Origin of the sequence: Rhizobium sp. CC-YZS058 (assembly GCF_034720595.1) — a bacterium.
GTDB lineage: Bacteria > Pseudomonadota > Alphaproteobacteria > Rhizobiales > Rhizobiaceae > Ferranicluibacter.
Genome location: NZ_JAYESJ010000001.1, coordinates 3,838,192 through 3,859,832, shown reverse-complemented (window position 1 = coordinate 3,859,832; position 21,641 = coordinate 3,838,192). Strand labels below are relative to the sequence as shown.

Below are 21,641 nucleotides of genomic sequence, written 5' to 3'. Positions count from 1 at the left end.
AGGCGCGCCGGCGCAGAGGCCGCGGCGCCGGCAATGGCAAGACAATCGAATGACGGGGTCCGATGACGAAACATCCGGCCCTCTGAGGAACGGAACGGAATGACCGATAACAATGACGACAAGACCCTGAGCGGAGCCGGCAAGAAGACGTTGTCGCTTCGCCCCTCCGGCGTGAGCCAGGGCACTGTCCGCCAGGACATGGGCCGCGGCCGCACGAAGGCTGTCGTGGTGGAAACCCGCAAGCGCCGCCCGTCGCGCCCTGAAGACGAGAAGCCGGTCACGCCGATCGCCTCGCCGCAGCCGCGTCAGCCGGAAACGCGCGTCATGCCGCAGCAGGTCGCGCGCCCGCAGCCGCCGCGCCCGCAGCAGCCGACCGGCCAGTCCGCACGGCCCGAGGGTAACCGCCCGCGCACCGGTGTGGTGCTGAACCAGCTGTCGCCGGGTGAAATCGACGCCCGCCGCCGCGCGCTGGCCGAAGCCCAGATCCGCGATGCCGAGGAAGCCAAGGCGCGCGCCGCAGCGGAAGCCCGCCGCCAGGCTGAGGAAGCCGAACGGCTGAAGCGCGAGGCCGAAGAGGCTGCCCAGCGCGCGGCCGAAGAGGCTGCCCGCCCGAAGGTGGTCGAGCCGGAGCCCGAAGTCGAACCCGTTGCGGAAGTCGCCGCACCCGTCGTTGCCCGTCGCGCCGGCGAAGATCGCCCGGCAGCCCGTCCGGCAGTGCCCGGCGCCGCACCGGCTGCCCCGGTTCGTGGTCGCCGTACCGGTGCAGACGAGGACGATCGCCCGGCACGTCCGGGTGCCCTGCCGGCACGCGGCAAGGTCACGCGGCCCGAACCGGCCAAGGTTCCTGCCCGTCCGAAGACCGAGGAAGAGCGCCGCAAGGGCAAGCTTACCCTGACCGCCGCGCTCGACGACGAGAACGGCGCGCGCGGTCGCTCGCTCGCCTCCATGCGTCGCCGGCAGGAGAAGTTCCGCCGCAGCCAGATGCAGGAGACCCGCGAAAAGGTCATGCGCGAGGTGGTGCTTCCCGAAACCATCACCATTCAGGAACTGTCGCAGCGCATGTCCGAACGTGCGGTCGATGTCATCAAGTTCCTAATGAAGGAAGGCCAGATGATGAAGCCGGGCGACGTCATCGACGCCGATCTGGCCGAGCTCATCGCCAGCGAATTCGGCCATACGGTCAAGCGCGTTTCCGAGTCCGACGTCGAAGAAGGCATCTTCAACGTCAAGGACGAGGCAGGCGAAATGCTGTCCCGTCCGCCGGTCGTCACCATCATGGGTCACGTCGACCACGGCAAGACCTCGCTGCTCGACGCCATCCGCCAGGCCAATGTGGTTGCCGGCGAAGCCGGTGGCATTACCCAGCATATCGGTGCCTACCAGGTCGAGCAGAACGGTCACAAGATCACCTTCATCGACACGCCCGGCCACGCCGCCTTCACGGCCATGCGTGCCCGCGGTGCGCAGGCGACCGACATTGCCATTCTGGTGGTGGCCGCCGACGACAGCGTGATGCCGCAGACGATCGAATCCATCAACCACGCCAAGGCGGCCAACGTGCCGATCATCGTGGCGATCAACAAGGTGGACAAGCCGGCGGCCGATCCGCAGAAGGTGCGCACGCAGCTTCTGCAGCACGAAGTCTTCGTCGAATCCATGGGCGGTGAGGTGCTCGACGTCGAGGTCTCCGCCAAGAACAAGACCAATCTCGACAAGCTGCTGGAAGCGATCCTGCTCCAGGCCGAAATCCTCGACCTCAAGGCCAATCCGAACCGGACGGCCGAGGGCACCGTGGTGGAAGCCGAGCTCGACCGCGGCCGTGGTTCGGTCGCGACCGTTCTCGTCCAGGCCGGAACGCTGCGCCCGGGCCAGATCATCGTTGCCGGCGACCAGTGGGGCCGCGTGCGTGCTCTCGTCAACGACAAGGGCGAGCATGTGAAGGAAGCCGGTCCGGCCATGCCGGTCGAGGTGCTCGGTCTGTCCGGCACGCCGGCTGCGGGCGACCGCTTCGCCGTCGTCGAGAACGAAAGCCGTGCCCGCGAGATTTCCGAATATCGCCAGCGTCTGGCGCGCGACAAGGCTGCCGCCCGTCATTCCGGCCAGCGCGGCTCGCTGGAACAGATGATGACGCAGCTGCAGACCTCGGGAATGAAGGAATTCCCGCTGGTCATCAAGGGCGACGTCCAGGGCTCCATCGAAGCCATTTCCGGCGCGCTCGACAAGCTCGGCACCGACGAGGTGCGCACCCGCATCGTTCACTCTGGCGCGGGCGCCATCACAGAATCGGACGTTTCGCTGGCGGAAGCCTCGAATGCAGCCATCATCGGCTTCAACGTGCGTGCCAATACGCAGGCGCGCCAGGCGGCCGAGCGTGCAGGCATCGAGATCCGCTACTACAACATCATCTACGACCTGACGGACGACGTGAAGGCTGCCATGTCGGGCCTGCTTTCGCCGGAACGTCGCGAGACCTTCCTCGGCAATGCCGAGATCCTGGAGGTGTTCAACATCACCAAGGTCGGCAAGGTCGCGGGTTGCCGCGTCACCGAAGGCAAGGTCGAGCGTGGCGTCGGTGTTCGCCTGGTGCGCGACAACGTCGTCATCCACGAAGGCAAGCTCAAGACGCTCAAGCGCTTCAAGGACGAAGTGTCGGAAGTCAATGTCGGCCAGGAATGCGGCATGGCCTTCGAGAACTACGAAGACATCCGCGCCGGCGACACGATCGAGTGCTTCCGCGTGGAGCATGTCACCCGCACGCTTTGAGCGGACGGCAATGGACTTTGGAGATGGGCGCCGCGGGCGCCCATTTTCGTTTGGGCCCGCCTGTCGAGACTTCGTTCGTCAACCCCAGGCGAGGCGCTCGGCCGAACTGAAGCCGGCGCCATCGGCCAGAAACGCATCGATCTCGCTTGCTGAAACAGGACGCCCGAGGAAGTAGCCCTGCAGCTGCTCGCAGCCAGCCAGGCGAAGACTATCTGCCTGGGCGGGCGTCTCGATCCCCTCCGCCGTCACCGGCAGGTTAAGGGCGCCCGCAAGCCGGATGGTCGCGTCGAGGACCTCGGCCCCGCTCGCCTCCGCGTCAAGTGCGGCGACGAGCGAGCGGTCGAGCTTGATCCGGTCGAAGCCGAAGCGCCGGAGCGCGCCGATGCTCGCATAGCCGCATCCGAAATCGTCCAGCGCGAAGCGGACGCCGATGGCGCGCAGCGCAGCGATCGTCTGGCGGGCCTGTTCGGCATTGGCGATAAACACCGTCTCCGTGACCTCGAAGGTCAGGCGATGAGGATCGAAACCCTTGGTTTCGAGCAGAGCTGCGACCATTCCAGCAAAATCCGGCAGACAAAGCTGCAGGGGCGACAGGTTGACGGAAAGCCCGATGGCGGGCCAGCGGCGCGCCTCGTCGATCGCCAAGCGGAGAAGATGTCGGCCGAGCGCTTCGATCAGGCCTGCCTTCTCGGCCAGCGGAATGAAGATGTTCGGGCTTACCGGCCCGTCCGGCCCGTTCCATCGCGCCAGGGCTTCCACCCCGGTCATCCTGCCGTCCGCAGCCCTGACTAGCGGCTGGAAATCCAGCGTCACGGCGCCGGTCGCGATCGCGCGGCGCAGTGCGCCCTCAAGCGTTGCCTCGCGATGACGATCGCGCTCGAGTGCCGCATCATAGAGGACGGCGCGGTTTCGCCCAGTGTCCTTGGCGCGGTAGAGAGCCAGATCGGCGCGTCGAAGGAGCTCGGATGCCTCCATGCAGCTTTCGCCGGTGGCCGCCCCGATGCTTGCACCCACTTCGACCTCTCTGTCATCGATCATGAAGGGGCGACGAAAGAGCGCATGCAACGTCTCGATCAGAGCGGTGTCGACCGGTCCAGCATGGAGAAGGGCAAATTCATCGCCTCCCAGCCGTGCCGCCGCGAGGATGTCGGGATGGGCGGCTGCAAGCGCCGCCCCGACGCGAACGATCAGAGCGTCGCCGACCGCATGCCCCCAAGCATCATTGACCGCCTTGAACCCATCGAGATCAACGAGAAGCAGGGTTCGGCTACCGCGATCCGCCCCCCTGGCGGCGGGCCGGGCCAGCCGTTCGAGAAGTCCCTTTCGGTTCAATAGGCCGCTCAAGGCATCATGGGTCGCTTCGAAGCGCGAGGCTTCGGCTGCCTTTTGAAGACGCTGGACCGCGAGGCTGCCAAAAACCAGGATTGCCGCAAAGAGGAGCACAAGCAGCGTGCCGGCCGCAAGAAGGAAGGGACGCACGCGCTCATACAGGATCCGGCCAGGATGGCGCGGCTGCCAGGCAAGCCGGGCGACCACCGCCCCGTCGGGGTTGCGAAGAGCAAGCGAGAGAGCCTCGCGAGACGGATCGACGTCCCATCGCAGATCATGAACCCCTTGTTCACCACCAATGTCGACCAGCCGCTGTGGCGTGAGCTCCAGGAGAAGCATGAGGACGGGATAGGGGGCTTGGGTCGGGCGATCGCTGAACGGGCGAATGGCATTCGCGCCGACGACGAACAGTCTGCCGTTATGCTTCAAAAGCACGGGATCGACGGCCGTCTCCCCCGATGCCGCCTGATGGAGCAGGCGCTCATAGGCTGGTCCGATGATGTCTTTCGGATCGAACCGCGTGTTGTGGTAAGCGGCAAGGTAGACCGTTCCCGTCCGGTCCGCGACGATACATCCATCGTAGAGGAGGTAGGGTGCTTTCGTCAGCCCCCAGTTTTCAAAGGCCCATCGTTCGGCGTTTGGGCCAAGTGCGGCCTCATAGGCTTCGTCCCAGACGGAATTGTCGTGCAGCGTCGCGCTCAACCTGTCCTGGACCGCCTCGATGGCGGAAGAGACGGCCTGGGTTGCACGCCGATCGTCGATCTGATCGGCAGACGTCACCATCGTCTCCACGACATGGGCCATGAGCGCCGCCAAGCAAAGCCCCACGATGAAAAAGGAGATGGTCACGCGCAGGACCAAAGCGGCCTGGTTGTCGTAGAGGGTCGTCGCGCCACGTCTCATGAGCGATCCGATTGCCGGAAAATCATAACCGAGTGCCGAGCCGCGCGCTCTCATGCGCGACCCGTTCAGACACTCTGAGGACTGTGTGTTGAGTTTACCCTAAAAAAGTCGATTAACAACTTTGCGGATACGTCCGCGTGGCTAGGAAGCGGGCGCGAGCCGGGTTCAAGACACGAAGTTGGAAGAAATGGGAAGGGACAATGCCGCAGGACCCGGATCGTGGCTTTCGCGGCGGAGAGGCCAGAGCGCGCAACTGAGGCGGGCTGGCAAGGCGGTGGACGCCAAGGGACGCCCACCGCAGCCTTTTTCATTCAAGTGCCGGATCAGCAGGCCGGCGTAGCGCCGTTGGTGGTGCCGCCCGCGCTGCCGCTGGACGTCGTCGAGCCGGATGTCGTTCCAGCCGTACCAGGCGCACAGTTGGTCGAAGAGCCGGAGGTGCCGCCCGAACTATCGGACCCACTGGTGCCGCCCATCGTGCCAGTACCCATCGTGCCAGTGCCTGTCGTGCCAGTGCCCGTCGTGCCAGTGCCCGTCGTGCCATTGCCCGTCGTGCCGCTGCCGGTTGTCGTGCCACTCGTGCCAGTGCCGCCGGTGTCCATGCCGCTGCCGGTCGTTGTGCCCGCGCCGCCGGCGCCGCCGCTGGTGCCGCTGCCCGAGGTCGCACCACCGGTGGAACCGCCGCCCGCGCCGCCAGAGCCGCCGCCCGAACCACCGCCGGATTGTGCCAGTGCGGAACCGGCAAGGGCGAGCGTCAGCGCAGCCGCTGTCAAAGTCATCTTCATCATGGAATTTCCTCCTTGGATCGAACGAAGGGTTCGTCCGATAGAAGCGTAACCGGGTGATGGCAGGTGGGTTCCCCCATCAGTCCTGCGTGCAGCTTCGTACCGTCATGCCGAAAAGCGCGAGGGTCAATCGCAGCGCTCAGGCGGCCGGCCAGTCATTCGCGGGATCGACATTTGGATCGGCTGTCGGCGTTGCCTTCGGCCCGCCCGGCTGGGCGGGAGCGCGGTCGTCGCCAGTTTGCGGCGGCGAACGGGTCTCGCTTCGTTGCGTCGTCTCGGCAGGCTTCGGTGTGGTCTCGTCCATTATTGCAGACTCCTCTTCATCCTCCTCAACCGCCGGGCGCACTGCTTGTTCCGATGGCATGCCGCCGCATGGCGGCGTGAAGGTGGGGAAGCGTGCTCGGGACCAAGGGCTAGTAATTGCCGCCGTCACCGCCGTCCGGCGCATGGGTGGGAATGGCCCGGTCGGTATCCACCTCCGGCTGGAGCCGGCGCAACTGCTCGGCCGCAGCCCGCAGCGCCGCCTGCCATGCCTCGGGCTCCATGCCGGCCGCGGTCTCGGCCTGGCGGTCCAGCGCCTCAGCCGCGGAGGATCCGCCGCCTGGGTGGGCAGGGTCTTCGAGATGGCGCACCATGGTCGCCGCCAGGCGGAGCATGGTCGCCACATCCTCCGGGGCGAGCCGGCTTGCTTCGTTGGACCCGGTCACCAAAGCCACGATCAGTTCGTTTACCGTTTTCATAGCCGCTCCCTGCGCAACGACAGGGATCTGGCCCCCGCGGTGCGGAAGGCAAGGGCATCGGGCCGATGCGGGGTTTGTTTCGATGCCTCTCTTCGAGATCTCGTCAGGCTCGGCAGAGCGCCGCGGCCATGGCCTCCACCAGGGCAGCCGCGGACACGGCACCGGGGTCGAGCGCGCCGAGCGAGCGCTCGCGCAGCCGTGCGGCCCGCCCCTTGGCGGCGATCATGGTTGCCGTGGCCGCCGCTCCCGCATGCGCGGCAGTGCTGACGGCTTTCCAGAATTCAGCCGCTGGCTCGCCTGCCGCCAGCGAAGCGGTCGCCGCTTCCGCGGCCGGTGCCCAGACGTCGAGCATGGTCTTGTCGCCGCGCTGCGCCTTGCCGCGCTCGCGCACGCCCTCGGACAGACTTGCAAGCAGATCGCGCGCGGCGGAGAGGTCCATGGTGCCGCGGCCCTTCAGCGCCTGGGCGGCGCGGCGAAAGCCGGTGGCATAGAGCGGGCCGGTGGATGCGCCGACGGCATCGAGAAAGGCCGAAGCGGCGGTGTTCAGCACCTCGTCCGCCTGCGCGGTCTCAAGGTCGAGCCGGGTCAGCGCCTCGACCACCGCCTTGAAGCCGAGCGACATGGTGATGCCATGGTCGCCATCGCCGATGGCGCCGTCCAGTTCGGATAATTCGTCCTTGCGCGCCTCGATGGCTGCCGCCATGCGCTCGAACATCGCGGCCAAGGCACGCGCTGCGGGTTCCGCCATCGTCTCCTCCATCAGCTCCGCGGGCCTCCCGAACCCTGGCCTCGGTCCATCGTTTCCTGCCTGGCGCCGATGGTCAGGATCGGCGTCTGGCAGGGATGCGCGAGCAGCGTGCTCAGCTCGCCGTCGAGATGCAGGATCGAGATCGAGGCGCCCACCATGTCGAGCGACGTGCAATAATGCCCGACCCATTTCGCCTCGATCGCGATCGACTTGGCGAGCAGCCGCTGTTCCACGCGACGATAGAGGATATAGAGCTCCATCAGGGGCGTGGCGCCGAAGGAATTGACGAGCACGGCAACCCGGTCGCCGGCTTCCGCCTTCATCTCCTTGAAGATCGTATCCATGATCGTATCGACGATTTCGTCGGCGGTGCGGATGCGTTCGCGCGAGACGCCGGGTTCGCCATGGATGCCCATGCCGACCTCCATGTCGTCCGGTCCGATCTCGAAATTATGCCGCCGCGTCTGCGGCATGGAGCAGGATTCGAGCGCGACGCCGACGGTGAAGGTCCGATCGTTGGCCTTGCGCGTTACCGCTTCGCACGCTTCGAGCGGCAGGCCGAGATCGCAGGCGGCGCCGGCGATCTTGAAGACGAAGACATTGCCCGCAACACCGCGCCGGCCGTCCTTGTCCTCGACAGGCGAAGAGGCGACATCGTCTGTGGTCAGCACGGTGCGGATCTCGATGCCCTGTTCGGCCGCCATTTCCGCGGCCATCTCGAAATTCATGACGTCGCCGGCATAATTGCCGTAGACGAACAGTACGCCGCGGCCGCCCGAGGCCGCGACAGCGCATTTGACGATCGGGTCCGGCGGCGGGGAGGAGAAGATGTTGCCGATTGCCACCGCATCGGCCAGCCCCTTGCCCACATAGCCGGCGAAACAGGGTTCATGCCCCGCGCCGCCGCCGATCACCAGCCCGACCTTGCCGGTTCGCGGCCCTTCGCGCGCCGCGAGCGCCCGGCGCGATCCTTCGATGGGGGACAGGAAGTCGGAATGGGCGGCGATCAGCCCATCCAGCATCTCCTCGACCACGGCGTTAGGATTGTTCAGGAATTTCTTGACGTGGGTGCGGTATCCGTTCGGCGCCGGTGCGGGCTTCTGGCGCGGTGCCAGCCGGGCGTCGAGGCCGGTGACGCCATCGGCGCGCAGGATGCCGGCGCCGGTGGCCGCATCGGTGACCAGCACGCTGACATAGCCCCCGCGCAGGGCGGCGAGCAGGGCCGGCACCTTGTCGAACCCGCCTGCGACCGCTACCCGGGTGCTGATGGCGCGCAGCCGGTCGAGCGAGATGCCGATGGTCCGGTCATCCAGCGGCCCTGCCACCGGCCGGCCCCGCTCGTCGATGAACCGCCCGGCCAGCACGCCGGCCGCACCCTTGGCCAGATAATGCTGCAGCGGCACGGAATCGAAGAAGCCGCTTGTCTGGATGGTGGAGTTGGGGCGCAGCGAAGAGATGCCGAAGACGACGCGGTTGGCCTGTGCCAGGGTCTCGAACTGTTCGCGGATCAGCGGTTCGTCGAGCAAAAGGCCGTGGATCTCGGGCGAGGAGACGATCGCCGGCGCGGTAATGTTGACGCAGCGCGCGCCAATCGCCTGAGCAACGGCCGCGGCAGTCAGTTCGGGCGTATAGGCGAAGCGCGCCGTGGTGCCGCCGGTCGCCTGGACGACGGTGACATCCTGCAGTGCTTTCATGGCAAGATGCTCGCCGACCGACAGGACGGTGCGTCCCCAGGCGACCGCCAGCGTATCGCCGGACTTGATCATCTTGGCGAGCGCCTGCGCACCCGCGGCGCCCAAGCGATCGATCAGCGGCCGCGTCTCGTCGTCATTGGGCACGACCAGGCAATCGGCGAGCCCGAAGTGGCGCTTCAGTTCCTGAGCAACGGTGAGGGAGGCAAGCCTGGCCGGCTCGATCGAGATGTTGACGATGCCCTTCTCGCGCGCATCGGCGAGATAGCTGTTCACGGTCGCGCGCGACACGCCCATGGTTTCGGCGATCTCGCCCTGCGTCATCCCGTCTTCGTAATAGAGCCAGCAGGCCCAGACATAGGGGTCGTCGCCATAGCGCAGCGGAATGAGGTCGCCGCTTTCCGCTCCCGCCACCCGGCCGGCGCCGCCCTTGCGCGGCGATGTCACTTTCCCTGCCATCCCGTCTGCCATGCCCCTTCAGCGAGGGCCGACCATGAAAGCAAAGCCCGCGCTTTGCAACATCCGCGCGTGAGGAAGTCGGGGATGGAGGAGAGGGGCGATGGATGTCTGCAGCTCTTATGAAAGTCGTGACTTACTATAAACCGGGGAACCATCGGGCGGGGCAGCACGTTGCCCGCGCATCTCCCGCTCGTGGCGCGTCGTGCGTTCTCCGAAGACCATGAGCAGGATGAAGACCAAAGAAAAAACAGCGGGCACAAGCCGGCGTAGCAAGACAGGGATATGGGCAGATGAGAACGTTGATGTGGGTTTCCGCAGCCATCTACACGTCGGCAGCCGTTTTCGCAGCCGGCTTTTTCACCGCCACGGTGCTGATGGCGAGACCGGCGACGCAGGTCCTGGCGAGCGCCGATATTTCCGATCTGTGGACGACAAGCCCGAAGGTGGTCGAACCGGGGGCGCAGCATCTCGACCGTGTCGCAGCCTTGAGCTTCCCGAAGCCGCAGCCGGTTGCGGAGAGTGCGTCGATCGATTCCCTCTCCATCGACGTCAGCACCTCCGCCGAGACCCAGCCCGGTATCGACCGCAATTCCACGGGTTCGATCGAGCCGGACAATGGAGCGAGTGCCGATCGTCCCGCCTTGAGCCCGGAACATCTTGCCTGGTGCGAACGGCGCTACCGCTCCTACGACCCGCAGGACAACAGCTACCGCTCCTATAGCGGCAGCCGCCGCACATGCCAGTCGCCCTTCCTCGACCAGGCTGCGGCCGAAACCGGCCTCTCCGACGGCGCAAGCGAAACCGGCGATGTCATGACGATCAGCATGTCGGGCGAGACTGGCGGCATGGAGCCGCAGATGGGCGGCACCAGCCTTTCGGACGATCATATCCGCCGCTGCTCTGCCCGCTATGCCTCCTACGATCCTGCCGACAACAGCTATCGCGCGTTCAGCGGCGACCGTCGCCCCTGCCTGATCGACTGAGGCCGCTCAGCTGGCCCTGATCTCCGTCGTCTGGCCCAGCACCAGCGCGCGCAGGGCGGCGCGCGACAGCGGGCGGGACAGGTGGAAGCCCTGGAGATTGTCGCATCCGAGCCCTTTCAGCGTTTCCTGCTGTTCGGCCGTTTCCACGCCTTCCGCGGTAATCTTCAGCCCCTTGGCCTGCGCCATATGGATCATGGCCGCAACCAGCGCGCGGCTGTTGCCCTGATCGACCTCGTCGATGAAGGACTTGTCGATCTTGATACGGTCGATATCGAAGCTCTGTACGCGCGAGAAGGTCGAGTAGCCGGTGCCGAAATCGTCGATGGCGATGGTGACGCCGGCCTCCCGCAGCAGGCGGATGCTGCGGGCAAGCTGGGCCTTGTCGGCCACTGCCACGCTCTCGGTCAATTCAATTTCCAGCCGCTCCGCTCGCAGGCCCCAGCGCGCAAGCGCCGTCAGGATTTTCAGCGGATAGGAGGCCGTCTGCAGCTCGATCGAGGAGGCGTTGATCGACAGCGTGATGCCGGGCAGTTCCGCCAGCGTGCTGCAGGCCTCGTCTATGACGATGGCGCCGATCTCGTGAATCAGACCGGTTTCCTCGGCAAGCGGAATGAACTCGGCCGGGCTGATCGGCCCCATCGTCGGATGGTTCCAGCGCACCAGTGCCTCCAGCGATTTGGGACCGCTGCCATCGGCGTCATAGACCGGCTGATAGACCACCTCGATCGCCGTGCGCTCGGCCACCGCGTCGCGCAGATCCTGCTCCAGGGTGCGGCGCTTGCGCAGCAGCGCGTCCATATGGGAGCCGAAGATCGCATAGGCATTCCGGCCGGCGGCCTTGGCATGGTAGAGCGCGATATCGGCGCGGCGCGTGAGTTCCACAGGATCGCAGGGGCCGCGTTCGAGCGCGACGCCGACGCTGGCGCCGATGACCACATGCACATCATCGATCTCGAACGGCTGCTTGAGCCCCTTCACGATCTCCTCGGCAATCTCTTCCGCGCGCGGCACGCTGTCCTGGTCGAGAAGAATGGTGAACTCGTCGCCGCCGATCCGGGCGATCGTGGCTTGCGGCAGAAGCCGTGTCATGCGGGCTGCGGCCAGCGTGATCAGCCGGTCGCCGACCGGATGGCCGAAGGTGTCATTGACCTCCTTGAACCGGTCGAGATCGACGAACAAAACGCAATGGGCGGTTTCCGCCCGCGAGGCCGTCAGCCGCTCTGCCAGCTGTTCGGAGAAAGAGGCGCGGTTGGCGAGTCCGGTCAGGCTGTCATGCGATGCCTGGTGGCGCAGGGCGGTCTGGCTGGCGGCAAGCCGGCTGGAGCGGCGCCAGAGAGCGTTGCCGGCCAAGCTCGAAGCACTGAAGATGAAGAGAAGCGCCAGCCCGAGCGCCAGCGAGGTGGTCTCGAGCACCGTGTGGCCGGGACGGAACGGCCGCCATTGGAAATAGCCGATGATTTCGCCCGAGGCGGAGGCCAGCGGAATGACGGAAAGCTGTGGATCCTGCGTGCGCGTGCGGCTGAACTGCAGGTCTTCGAACTCATACTCCTTGCCGATCTCGGCCGGCAGGTCGCGATCGAGGAAACGCACCGCCACATGCAGCGCCTCGCTGCCCGGAACCTGCTCGATCTCGCCGGAGTCCGACACGATCGGCTTGACGCTGACGATCGCCGGGCGGCCGCCGACATGGGTCAGATCGGCCTCGCCGATCGAAAGAACCCGGTCGCTTGTGCCCTCGGTATCGCCGGCTGCAAGCCGCGCCTGCAGGCGCGTGAGGAGCGGCAGATAAGCCTGGTGAAACGCTTCGGCGCTTGGCACGTCCGCGCCCGGAGCCATGAAGGCATAGAGCGGCGCACCGGCAGAGGTGGTGACGATGGCGGCGTCATGGCCGAAATAGCTGTGCATCCACTTGCCGAGATTGCCGTCCAGCCAGTCGAGGTCACGGTCGGTCGTGTGCTGCACGGCATCGTCCCACACCGTCGCACTTTCCTGATCATGGGCAATCGCCGCCCGCAGCTTGGAGACAGTCAGGGCGACGAGATCGTGCTGCCGCGCGGCGGCCACATCGTCCGCCTGCCGCGCAGCCCAGGTCAGGGCGGCAAAGAGCAGGCCGCAGATCGCCACCGAGAGAAGCGCCGGCAGCGCCCATCTGAGAACCCAACGTGCCTGTAGTCTGTCCATGTCCGCATGATCCTGGTTCGGATTTGCGTCAAATGTAGCGAATTCGCCTTAAGAGCATTGGAAAGGAGATGGTTACAGACGTGTAAAGTCCGTTTCCGCACGCAGCAGGTGAGATCGGAGTGTCGAATACTGTGTCGATGAGCGAGAAAAGCCGGGATCAAAGCCGGCGCGAGCACGTTGTGGCCGCGTGACCCAGCCGCCCTCGTCCATCGCCCCGCCCTCGATCTTCGCCGAAACGCTCGGAAGCCTCGGGCCCCGGCCGCTTCTCGCTTTTCATAACGACGCCGATGGTCTGTCTGCCGGCGTCATCCTGATCAAGAGCCTTGCGGCGGCCGGGGTGAAGCCCGTGCCGCGCATCGTCGGCAAGGGGGAGAACGCCTTCTCCGCCGTCTTCGCCGCCGAAGTTCAGGCGCGCCAGTCCTCAGGCGAGATCACCGGTCTGATCATCGCCGATCTCGGCGTTTCCTCGGCTCTTTCCGTCGGCGATCTGGCGGTGGTGCTGATCGATCACCATGAGCCGACCGGATTTCCGGAAAAGGCGACGGTCATCAGCGGCATTGCCGACGATCCGGTCCCAACCTCCAGCCTGCTTGCCTTCCGCTGCGCGCAGAGCCTTGGCGATGCGGAGCCGCTGCTCTGGCTGGCGGCGATCGGGCTGATCGGCGACATGGCAGAACAGAGCGGCTTTGCGGAAATGGAGGCCGCACGGGCACTCGGCATCACGGCACTGCGCAAGGCAGCGGCGCTGGTCAATGCGCCGCGCCGCTCGGCAAGCGGCGATGCCGGCCCGGCGCTCGCCCTGTTGATGAAGGCCGACGGCCCCAAGGCCGTGTTGGATGGCCGGCACCCCGAAACCGCCCAATTGCTTGCCGCGCGCGACGAGGTTCGCCAGGCGGTGGACGAGGCGCGCAGGGCGCCGCCGAAGATCGTCGGGCCGGTGGCGCTCATCCGCTTTTCCTCTCCCTGCCAGATCCATCCGCTGATCGCCCAGAGCTGGACGGGGCGGCTGCGCAGCGACATCGTGATCGCCGCCAATTTCGGCTACAGGCCGGGCTGGGTGCATTTTGCAGCCCGTGCCCCGCGCGGCGCCGATCTCCTCGCTTTTCTCGAAACGATGCGGCCGCCGGGTGCGGACGAACAATATGGCAAGGGCCACAAGGCCGCCTCCGGCGGCGCATTGCGCTTTGATGACTGGAACCTGTTCGTCGACCGCCTGGGCTATGGGCCGGACATGCATGTGAAGGAAGGATCGACCCCATGACCACACGGATTTCGCGGCTGGGTTTCCCGGTCAAGGTCATGGCGCGCGACGACCTGAAGAGCAACGACACGCGCCGCCATGCCAGCGCGCCGCATCTTAAAGTTTCGCTCGGCTATGTCGACCAGATCCTCGATCATCTCGATCGGCACGACATCCGCATGTACCGCATGTCCTCCGATCTGGCGCCCTATGCCACCCACCCCGATCTGCCGGCCTTCCACGGCATGGTGAAAGAGAGCGCAGACGAGCTGCGGGCGATCGGCGACAAGGCCAAGCGGCTCGATATCCGGCTTTCCTTCCACCCTTCGCAATTCGTCGTGCTGAACAGCCCGGACCCTGCGTTGGTGCAGAAGAGCATTGCCGACCTCGTTTCCCAGGCCGAGATGCTGGACCTGATGGAGCTCGGGCCCGAGGCGGTCATGGTCATCCATGTCGGCGGCACCTATGGCGACGTTCCCACGAGCCGGGCGCGCTGGGCCGAAACATGGAAGATCCTGCCGGAGCCCGTGCGCCGGCGCCTGGTGCTCGAACATGACGACCTGCGCTTTTCCGCTGCCGATGTCTTGTGGATCCATGCCGAAACCGGCGTGCGGCTGATCTTCGACTATCAGCATTTCTGGTGCCTGAATCCGGAACGCGCCGATCTCAGGCAGACGCTGGAAGCCGTACTCGCCAGCTGGCCATCCGGGCAGCAGCCCAAGATCCATTTCTCCTCGCCGCGCACCGAGCTGCGCGAACAGATCCGCCTCGACAAGACCACGCGGAAGAAGACGGTTCGCCATGTGGCGCCGGTCTTCACCGGCCATGCCGATTTCGTCAATCCGTTCGAGTTCGCCACCTTCATGCGCGTGGCCGAAGGACTGGACTTCGATGTGATGCTGGAGGCCAAGGCGAAGGACCTTGCCCTGCTGCGCTTGCGCCCGGACCTGCTGCGCTACGCCCCCGACGTCGCCGCCCGCTTCGGGCTGGAACCGTCCGAAGAGGCGGCGCTCGAAGCGCAGGAGGACGAGGTGCTGGACGAAGTGGACGAGGGCGCCGGAGCATAAGGCACGCTGCCCATGTCACTGGATCGTGAAGCGCTGCCGGCTTATGCCGCGAACCGGTTTCGCCATTGGAAGTTGCAGCTCTTGAAAAGCCCGTTGAGGAGACAACCATGCCCAAGACGCCGACACTCGATCGACGCCATCTTTTGAAATGGAGCACGGCGGGTGCCGCCGGTCTTCTGGTTGCCGGGCGCGCCGGCGCGGAGACGTATCCCGCCCCGTCCGAGGTCGATATTGGCCATGTGGAAGGGGACACGGTGGTGTTCGATCCCTGGCGCGCGCCCGCCGATACGCCATCCCCGCCGCCGCCGGCGCCTCTGCCGCCGGAAGAGCGGGTCGGCTTTGCGCTGGTGGGGCTCGGGCGCCTGTCGCTCGAGCAATTGCTGCCCGCTTTTTCGCACTGCACGAAGGCCAAGGTGGTGGCGCTCGTGTCCGGCACTCCGGAAAAGCTGAAGACGGTGGCGCGCCAATACGGGATCGACCCCGCGGCCTGCTACAGCTACGAAGAGTTCGACCGGATCAAGGACAATGCGGCCATCAAGGCCGTCTATATCGTGCTGCCGAACGGCATGCATCGGGAGTACACCGAGCGGGCGGCGGCGGCCGGCAAGCATGTGCTCTGCGAAAAGCCGATGTCGGTCAACTCGGCCGAAGCGCGCAAGATGGTCGAGGCCTGCGAGAAGGCTTCCGTCAAGCTGATGATCGCCTATCGCATCCAGTATGAAGGGTACAATCTGCGGCTCGCGGAGTTCGTCCGCGGCCAGCGCTTCGGCCGGCTGGTCGGCATGTCCTCCACCAATGTGCAGACGGTCGCCGAAGATGGCGAGAAACAATGGCGTCATAAGAAGGCCATGTCCGGCGGCGGCGCCTTGCCGGATATCGGCCTCTATTGCCTCAACACCGCGCGTTTCCTGACAGGCGAAGAGCCGGTGGAAATCAGCGCCAGTCTCTTCAGCCCACCCGGCGATCCGCGCTTTGCCGAGGTGGAGGAGACGGTGTCCTTCACGCTGCGTTTTCCCTCGAATGTCATGGTCAATTGCCTGACCAGCTATGGCGCACGGGACGACAAGCATCAGCGGCTGAACTTCGCGACCGCCGTTGCCGATATGCCGAATGCCTACAGCTATGAGGGCCAGTCCCTCGTCATCACCAGCCGCGAGGGCAATGCCACGCAGAAGGCGGAGTTGCGGCTGCAGGTGCCGAACCAGTTTGCCGCCGAAATCGATCACATGGCGACCTGCATTCTTGAGGATCGACGGCCCCGCACGCCGGGCGAGGAGGGCGTGCAGGACCATGTCCTGATGGAAGCGATCTACCAGGCCGCCGAAACCGGCCAACCGGTCCGCCTCGCGGAAATCGACAAAATCGACGCTTTCCGCGGTCCACCGGCAATGGTGAAGCTCGATTGAGCCGCCGTTCTCTCGTCTGCGGGCAGCTCTGCCCGCTGGCGAGGGTTAGCCGAAACTTATCCTGGCATGGAACTTGCGTTCATCCCCTTGAACAAAAAAGGGGAACTCCATGTCCAACACTGCGCTTGCCGAAACCGAGGGCAACACGCTCTTTCCCATCGTCCTGTCCATCGTCGCCGCTGCGGCCACCGGCGTGCTCTGGGCCTATGCCAACCCGATCCAGCTGGTCCCCGGGGTCATTCAGTGGCGCATCTTCGCCTTTCTTCCGCCGCTCGTCGGCATCCTGCTCGGCTGGCGCAGCGGCTTCATCTGTGGCTATCTCGGCACGATCGTCTGGTCACTTCTGGCCGGCACGTTCATTCCCGCTCATTCGCTGATCGTCGATGGCATCATGGTGGGGCTCACCGGCCTCGTTCCGGGCCTGCTCTTCGATCCGAAGACCGTGTCGATGACCCGCACGACCTTGGCTAAAATTGCGGCAACCTGCCTCGTGGTCGGGATCGTCATGGTGCTCGCCGTTTCAGCCAGCCTTGCCTATCTCGGCATCTTTCCCTTCTGGTGGGCGTTCGGCTATCTCGGCCTTTCGGACATCGTCCCCATGATCATCGGAACGCCGCTGCTCGTCATTCCGGCGCTCAAGATCCTGAAGAGCGCCCATCCCTCCGGCTTCCAGCGCTTCTGACCCGGATTGCATGCAACGTGCTTGATCTCCGCAATCTCAGCGTCGGCTACGGGAATGGCACGCTCGCCCTTTCCGGAGCCGATCTTTCCATCGCCGCCGGTCAAAGGCTGCTTGTCTGTGGAGCGGCAGGCAGCGGCAAGACGACACTGCTACAGGCTGCAGCCGGCATCATTCCGCGCCTGGTGCGACCCGATACGATCTCCGGCAGCATCGAGCTCGACGGCCAACCGGTGCGGACCGTCTCGAAAGATAGCCTCTTCCAGACGATCGGCCTCGTTGCCCAGGCGGTGGAAGATCAGGTCTGGGACCTGAGCGTCGAGGATCTGATCGCCTTTCCGCTTGAAAACCGCGGGGTGGGCCGGGCGGAGATCCGTGCCCGCCTTGCGACCCTGATCAACGGGCTCGAGCTTCATGATCTCAAGGGGCGGCGGGTGCTGACCCTTTCCGGCGGGGAACGGCGCATGGTGGCCATTGCGGCCGCACTGGCGGCGGCGCCCCGCCTTCTGGTGCTGGACGAGCCGACCACGGGCCTTGATCCGGCGGCCCGTCAGCGCCTGTTGCGCAGCCTCGCCACCTTCGGTGCCGAGATCCCGTCCCTGCTGATTGCCGAACAGGATGCGGCGGCAATCGCACCGGCGATCAACGAGATCGCGCTTCTGGCGTCCGGCGTCCTCTCCTCCCTGCAGCCAAAGGCCGGACTGATGGCAGACGGGGCGGCCTGGACCGATGCGGGCCTGCTGCCTCCCTTCAGGCGCCAAGCGGCGGCGAAGGTTTACCCGCTCGGCCGGACCCTGCTCTGCGTCAAGAAACTGAGAACAGCCCTTCAACGACCAACGGGCCGTCCGGTGCTGGAAGAGATCGACCTGACCATCCGGGCCGGCGAATGCGTGGCGCTGATCGGCCGCAACGGTGCAGGCAAGACCACGCTGTTCCAGTCGATCCTCGGCCTGGCCGCGGTGACTGGCGGGACACTTGCGATCGGAGGGGCTGATGCCGGCGGCTGGACAGCGGCCCGTCGCGCCCGGTCCATCGCCTATCTGCCACAGATCATGCGGCGTATCCTGTTCAACATGACGGTGCTGCAGGAGGTCACCTTCGCAATCACCGCCTCGCCGGTGATGCCGAAGGACCCAGCCATTCTGGAAAAGGCGGAGACGGCGCTTGCGGCCTATGGGTTGTCCGGTCTGGCACAGACCAACCCCTTCGCCTTGTCGACGCGCCAGCAGGCCTTGCTGGGGCTCGCCTGTGCAGAGGCTTCCGGCGCCGCGCTTGCGATCCTCGACGAACCCCTTCTGGCCCGCGATCTCAACGGCAAGCGGCTTCTGGATCGCTTTATCGACGGTGCCTGCGCCTCCGGCCGAGCCGTCCTGCTCATCACGCATGATCTCGAACTTGCAGCCGAGCGGGCAGGCCGGGTGCTGCTGCTCGATGAGGGGCGGATCACTTATGACGGGGACACCATCGCCGCCTGGCGGAGCCCGGCCTACCGCGCACTTGGCTGGCCAGAGCCCCGATTCCTTGCGCAGACGGAGTGGCATCATGCAGCTTCATGAGCTTAACTTCTTCGTCAAGCTTGCCCTCGCCTTTCTCGTCATGCTCGCCGCATGGCTTGCACCGGATTGGCGCTTCGGAGTACCCCTGGCGCTCGGCGCGCTCGTCTTTCTCTGGCTCATTCATGTGCCGGGGTTAAACGCCTATCTGCGCGGCGTGGTCTTGCTCGTGCTTCTTGTCTTGGCGAGCTGGATGCTCAATCTCATGCTCCAGGGCATGGCCCTCGCGCCGGCGCTCCTCACCGCCCTCGGCATGGCGGCGCGACTGGTGACAACCACGGCGGCTTTCTTCTTCGTCATGGAAACCAGCTCGCCGGGTTCGATTCTGGCAGCTGCCAGTGCGGCGCGGCTGCCGCCCGTCGTCACCCTGGTTCTCTCGCTCACATTCGGCATCATTCCCATGCTGCGCGAGGATTTCGAGCGGATCGCCGATGCGCAGCGGGCACGCGGCATGGAAATCGACGACGTGCCGTTTCCCACCCGCCTGCGCTTCGCGCTCGCACGCGGCGTGCCGCTCTTGGTGCAGGCGATCCGCATGGCTCATGCCATCTCCATCTCACTCTCGCTCTATGGATTCGACATGCGCCGCAAGCGCACCACCTGGCGCCATGTGGGCTTGCTCGTCGAGCCTTCGCTGACCATCAAGGACAGACCACAATGACAGACGATTCCCCTGCCGCGACGGCATCCTCCTCTCCCATCACCGGTGAACGCTGGTCGGTCGATGTGGCAGGCCGTACGGTCGAGCTGCCGATCGTCTCGATCACCGACAGCTTCGCCATCTCGCTGATGATGGTGATCGACCTCGGCGTCCGCTTCGGCGAACATGTCGGCCAAGCGCTGGCCGCCAAACTGGCGCCGCTCGAACCGGAGGTCATCGTCGGCGCTGCGACGCTTGGAATTCCGGTGGCGATCGAGGTCAGCCGCGCGCTCGGGCTTGATGACTATGTGGTGCTGCAGAAGTCGCCGAAGATCCATCTTGGCGATGCGCTGGTCCAGACCATCTCCTCCATCACCTCCAAGGGCGAGCAGAAGCTGCTGCTCGACCGGCGGTCAGCGCCGCTGCTTTCCGGCAAGCGCGTCGTGGTGGTGGACGACGTCGTGGCGTCCGGCTCCAGCCTGAAGGGCTCGATCGAGCTGGTGCGAAAGGCAGGGGGAATCGTCGTCGGGGTCGGCGTTATCCTGACCGAAGCGCGGGACTGGGAAGCAACGCTTCAAGACGATGCAGCGCTGATCCACAGCCTTGCCCATATCCCGCAATTCACGAAGATCGATGGCCGGTGGCAGCCCATCCCCACGACCTTCCTGCCTTGAAAGCACATCGCGAGAGCGCAGGCTTAGGGAAGGAGACCGGCGCAGCGGGCGGTGTTGCGGATATGGCTTTCCATCGCCTGCTTTGCTTCCGGCCCGTTGTTGGCGCGCAGTGCGGCGATGATGCGGCGATGTTCGTCGATCGAATCCTTCATCCGCTCGGGATCGGTGATCGGGATCGGCTGGCGCTGCGTCTCCGTCACCTGGTCGCGCACCGTGTGGTAGAGCGCCTGCAACATGGCGTTGGAACAGGCAGAGACGATGATGCCGTGGAAGGCGAGGTCGGCCTCGACATTGGCGAGCCGGTCCTGCCGGGCCCAGCACTCCTCCATGGTTTGCGTGGCGCGCTCCATCTGGTCGAGCTGCAGCTCCGCCAGTCGCCCGGCGGAAAGCCGGGCGATCTCGCCCTCGAGCAGAATGCGCGTCTGGAAGACGTCGAACACCGAATAGCGATCGGAATAGCGCCAGGGCGCCATTTCGCCGGACGCCCCTTGCGCGCTCTCCGCCGGATCGGTGACGAAAGTGCCGCGGCCGGCTTCGGTCTTCAACAGCCCCAACGTTTCCAGCGTCAGCAAGGCTTCCCGCAGGGAGGCGCGGCTGACGCCGAGCTTCTGGGAAAACTCGCGCTGCGAGGGGATCTTCTCGCCGGGCTTCAGCGCTCCGGTCTGGATCATCGTCTGGAGGTCCCGGGCGACCGATTGGGGAACAAGCGTCTTGTTGAACATTCTCATCCCGTGCGGGGTTTGGCGGCGTCACCATCAAAATCTAATTTTCAAAGGCCATTGCCAAGCCGAAAGCTTCATGCTTTTTTGGCCTGACTGGTCTGACCAGTTAGACCATGGTGAATGAGTCACGTTCATAAAACAAGGGGAACTCTCATGACACGCACAACCACCCGCACTCTTTCGGTGCTGACCGGCTTCCTCGCGCTCCTCGGCTCGGTCGGCGCGGCGAACGCCGCCGATCTCACTGTCGGCGCCAATATCGGCAACGTGCCGTGGGAATTCGAAGATGCCAGCGGCAAGGTCACCGGCTTCGAAGTCGACCTCGTCAACGAGATCGCCAAGCGTCTCGGCAAGACGGTCGAATTCGTCAACACGCCGTTCAACGGTCTCTTCCCGGCCGTCCAGTCCGGCCGCATCAACATGGCGATCTCCTCGATCACGATCACGGAAAAGCGCCTGGCCTCGGTCACCTTCGCCCAGCCTTACTACGACAGCGACCAGTCGTTGACCGTGACGGCCGCGTCCGGCATTACCGGCCTGAAGGACATGGGCGACAAGGTCGTCGGCGTCGATACCGGCTCCACCGGCGACATGTGGGCCGAAGCTCACAAGGGCGAATACAAGCTCGGCGAAATCCGCCGCTTCGAAGGCCTGCAGCCCGCCATGCTCGACCTCGTGGCCGGCCGCGTCGATGGCTATATTTCCGATATTCCGGCCCTTCTCTATTACGTGAAGGACAAGCCGGAGCTGAAGGTCGTCGAGCGTATCCCGACCGGCGAAAAATACTCGATCATGTTCAACAAGGGCGATCCGCTGGCCACCGAGGTCAACGAGGTCATCACCAAGCTGAAGGGCGAAGGCTTCATCGCCAAGCTGCACGAGAGCTGGTTCGGCGCCAAGGCCGAAGACACCACCTCGACGGTCGCCGTTCTCGACATGCCGAAGGCCAAGTAAGCGGCTTAGCCGACCGTTCCGGCGGGTCCTTCGCCGGAACGGTTCATCCTCCCGCCACGACAGCAGGTTCCGGCACGTCAGCCGGACCTGCTCGCCATCCTGCATCGGACGGGGTGGTCCCGCCTTG

General features: G+C 65.4%; 18 protein-coding genes. 10 read left to right on the top strand and 8 right to left on the bottom strand.

The features are described 5' to 3' along the window. Positions 1-99 precede the first annotated feature (99 nt). Complete coding sequence (gene infB / locus U8330_RS18415; protein ID WP_323106697.1) at positions 100-2,763, top strand: translation initiation factor IF-2; 2,664 nt, start codon at positions 100-102, stop codon at positions 2,761-2,763. A gap of 78 nt (positions 2,764-2,841) precedes the next feature. Here infB and U8330_RS18410 read toward each other — a convergent pair whose 3' ends face one another. The 6 genes from U8330_RS18410 to U8330_RS18385 all read right to left on the bottom strand — a co-directional run bounded on the left by U8330_RS18410 (position 2,842) and on the right by U8330_RS18385 (position 9,415). Then, entirely contained in the window at positions 2,842-4,995 is a 2,154-nt protein-coding gene (locus U8330_RS18410; RefSeq protein ID WP_323106696.1) for a putative bifunctional diguanylate cyclase/phosphodiesterase, read from the bottom strand. A gap of 323 nt (positions 4,996-5,318) precedes the next feature. Further along, entirely contained in the window at positions 5,319-5,780 is a 462-nt protein-coding gene (locus U8330_RS18405; protein ID WP_323106695.1) for a hypothetical protein, read from the bottom strand. Positions 5,781-5,916: 136 nt separating this feature from the next. Next, the gene (locus U8330_RS18400; RefSeq protein WP_323106693.1) at positions 5,917-6,081 is read right to left on the bottom strand and encodes a hypothetical protein; all 165 of its coding nucleotides are present in this window, start codon (positions 6,079-6,081) and stop codon (positions 5,917-5,919) included. A 109-nt stretch (positions 6,082-6,190) separates the two neighbouring features. After that, positions 6,191-6,517 (bottom strand): hypothetical protein, encoded by a 327-nt coding sequence (locus U8330_RS18395; RefSeq protein ID WP_323106692.1) that lies wholly within the window; start codon positions 6,515-6,517, stop codon positions 6,191-6,193. A gap of 103 nt (positions 6,518-6,620) precedes the next feature. Continuing rightward, positions 6,621-7,265 carry a dihydroxyacetone kinase subunit DhaL gene (gene dhaL / locus U8330_RS18390; RefSeq protein WP_323106691.1) on the bottom strand — a complete coding sequence of 215 codons (645 nt, stop codon included), beginning with the start codon at positions 7,263-7,265 and terminating at the stop codon, positions 6,621-6,623. Positions 7,266-7,276: 11 nt separating this feature from the next. Continuing rightward, positions 7,277-9,415 (bottom strand): bifunctional sugar-binding transcriptional regulator/dihydroxyacetone kinase subunit DhaK, encoded by a 2,139-nt coding sequence (locus U8330_RS18385; protein ID WP_323106690.1) that lies wholly within the window; start codon positions 9,413-9,415, stop codon positions 7,277-7,279. A gap of 290 nt (positions 9,416-9,705) precedes the next feature. Between U8330_RS18385 and U8330_RS18380 the strand changes: the two genes are divergently transcribed. Continuing rightward, positions 9,706-10,398 carry a BA14K family protein gene (locus U8330_RS18380; RefSeq protein WP_323106689.1) on the top strand — a complete coding sequence of 231 codons (693 nt, stop codon included), beginning with the start codon at positions 9,706-9,708 and terminating at the stop codon, positions 10,396-10,398. A 6-nt stretch (positions 10,399-10,404) separates the two neighbouring features. On the opposite strand, the gene U8330_RS18375 is transcribed toward U8330_RS18380, so the two are convergent. After that, on the bottom strand, positions 10,405-12,579 hold the full coding sequence (locus tag U8330_RS18375; RefSeq protein WP_323106688.1) for a putative bifunctional diguanylate cyclase/phosphodiesterase: 2,175 nt from the start codon (positions 12,577-12,579) through the stop codon (positions 10,405-10,407). 187 nt (positions 12,580-12,766) lie between these two features. Between U8330_RS18375 and U8330_RS18370 the strand changes: the two genes are divergently transcribed. From U8330_RS18370 to U8330_RS18340, 7 genes are all read left to right on the top strand, one after another. Further along, on the top strand, positions 12,767-13,840 hold the full coding sequence (locus U8330_RS18370; RefSeq protein WP_323106687.1) for a phosphoesterase: 1,074 nt from the start codon (positions 12,767-12,769) through the stop codon (positions 13,838-13,840). Then, complete coding sequence (uvsE, locus tag U8330_RS18365) at positions 13,837-14,886, top strand: UV DNA damage repair endonuclease UvsE (protein WP_323106686.1); 1,050 nt, start codon at positions 13,837-13,839, stop codon at positions 14,884-14,886. Before U8330_RS18370 ends, uvsE begins: the two co-directional genes overlap by 4 nt. A gap of 107 nt (positions 14,887-14,993) precedes the next feature. Further along, the gene (locus U8330_RS18360; RefSeq protein ID WP_323106685.1) at positions 14,994-16,292 is read left to right on the top strand and encodes a Gfo/Idh/MocA family oxidoreductase; all 1,299 of its coding nucleotides are present in this window, start codon (positions 14,994-14,996) and stop codon (positions 16,290-16,292) included. Positions 16,293-16,401: 109 nt separating this feature from the next. Beyond that, a complete protein-coding gene (locus U8330_RS18355) occupies positions 16,402-16,974 on the top strand; it encodes an aminotriazole resistance protein (protein ID WP_323106684.1) in 573 nt (190 codons plus the stop codon). A gap of 17 nt (positions 16,975-16,991) precedes the next feature. Continuing rightward, positions 16,992-18,527: an ABC transporter ATP-binding protein gene (locus U8330_RS18350; protein WP_323106683.1), complete on the top strand. Its 1,536-nt coding sequence runs from the start codon at positions 16,992-16,994 to the stop codon at positions 18,525-18,527. Then, positions 18,514-19,185, top strand: a complete 672-nt coding sequence (locus tag U8330_RS18345; RefSeq protein WP_323106682.1) for an energy-coupling factor transporter transmembrane component T — start codon at positions 18,514-18,516, stop codon at positions 19,183-19,185. The genes U8330_RS18350 and U8330_RS18345 overlap by 14 nt, the downstream gene beginning before the upstream one ends. After that, positions 19,182-19,838, top strand: a complete 657-nt coding sequence (locus tag U8330_RS18340; protein ID WP_323106681.1) for a phosphoribosyltransferase family protein — start codon at positions 19,182-19,184, stop codon at positions 19,836-19,838. Before U8330_RS18345 ends, U8330_RS18340 begins: the two co-directional genes overlap by 4 nt. 23 nt (positions 19,839-19,861) lie before the next feature. Here U8330_RS18340 and U8330_RS18335 read toward each other — a convergent pair whose 3' ends face one another. Continuing rightward, positions 19,862-20,560: a FadR/GntR family transcriptional regulator gene (locus U8330_RS18335; protein WP_323106679.1), complete on the bottom strand. Its 699-nt coding sequence runs from the start codon at positions 20,558-20,560 to the stop codon at positions 19,862-19,864. 153 nt (positions 20,561-20,713) lie between these two features. On the opposite strand from U8330_RS18335, the gene U8330_RS18330 reads away from it, so the two are divergent. Next, positions 20,714-21,514, top strand: coding sequence for an ABC transporter substrate-binding protein (locus U8330_RS18330; protein WP_323106678.1), 801 nt, complete (start codon positions 20,714-20,716; stop codon positions 21,512-21,514). The last annotated feature ends 127 nt before the right edge of the window (positions 21,515-21,641 follow it).

Excerpts from the sequence above, each read along its gene's own strand:
- infB (WP_323106697.1), top strand. The coding sequence starts at position 100 with ATGACCGATAACAATGACGACAAGACCCTGAGCGGAGCCGGCAAGAAG.
- U8330_RS18410 (WP_323106696.1), bottom strand. The coding sequence starts at position 4,995 with ATGAGACGTGGCGCGACGACCCTCTACGACAACCAGGCCGCTTTGGTC.
- U8330_RS18405 (WP_323106695.1), bottom strand. The coding sequence starts at position 5,780 with ATGATGAAGATGACTTTGACAGCGGCTGCGCTGACGCTCGCCCTTGCC.
- U8330_RS18400 (WP_323106693.1), bottom strand. The coding sequence starts at position 6,081 with ATGGACGAGACCACACCGAAGCCTGCCGAGACGACGCAACGAAGCGAG.
- U8330_RS18395 (WP_323106692.1), bottom strand. The coding sequence starts at position 6,517 with ATGAAAACGGTAAACGAACTGATCGTGGCTTTGGTGACCGGGTCCAAC.
- dhaL (WP_323106691.1), bottom strand. The coding sequence starts at position 7,265 with ATGGCGGAACCCGCAGCGCGTGCCTTGGCCGCGATGTTCGAGCGCATG.
- U8330_RS18385 (WP_323106690.1), bottom strand. The coding sequence starts at position 9,415 with ATGGCAGGGAAAGTGACATCGCCGCGCAAGGGCGGCGCCGGCCGGGTG.
- U8330_RS18380 (WP_323106689.1), top strand. The coding sequence starts at position 9,706 with ATGAGAACGTTGATGTGGGTTTCCGCAGCCATCTACACGTCGGCAGCC.
- U8330_RS18375 (WP_323106688.1), bottom strand. The coding sequence starts at position 12,579 with ATGGACAGACTACAGGCACGTTGGGTTCTCAGATGGGCGCTGCCGGCG.
- uvsE (WP_323106686.1), top strand. The coding sequence starts at position 13,837 with ATGACCACACGGATTTCGCGGCTGGGTTTCCCGGTCAAGGTCATGGCG.
- U8330_RS18360 (WP_323106685.1), top strand. The coding sequence starts at position 14,994 with ATGCCCAAGACGCCGACACTCGATCGACGCCATCTTTTGAAATGGAGC.
- U8330_RS18355 (WP_323106684.1), top strand. The coding sequence starts at position 16,402 with ATGTCCAACACTGCGCTTGCCGAAACCGAGGGCAACACGCTCTTTCCC.
- U8330_RS18345 (WP_323106682.1), top strand. The coding sequence starts at position 18,514 with ATGCAGCTTCATGAGCTTAACTTCTTCGTCAAGCTTGCCCTCGCCTTT.
- U8330_RS18340 (WP_323106681.1), top strand. The coding sequence starts at position 19,182 with ATGACAGACGATTCCCCTGCCGCGACGGCATCCTCCTCTCCCATCACC.
- U8330_RS18335 (WP_323106679.1), bottom strand. The coding sequence starts at position 20,560 with ATGTTCAACAAGACGCTTGTTCCCCAATCGGTCGCCCGGGACCTCCAG.
- U8330_RS18330 (WP_323106678.1), top strand. The coding sequence starts at position 20,714 with ATGACACGCACAACCACCCGCACTCTTTCGGTGCTGACCGGCTTCCTC.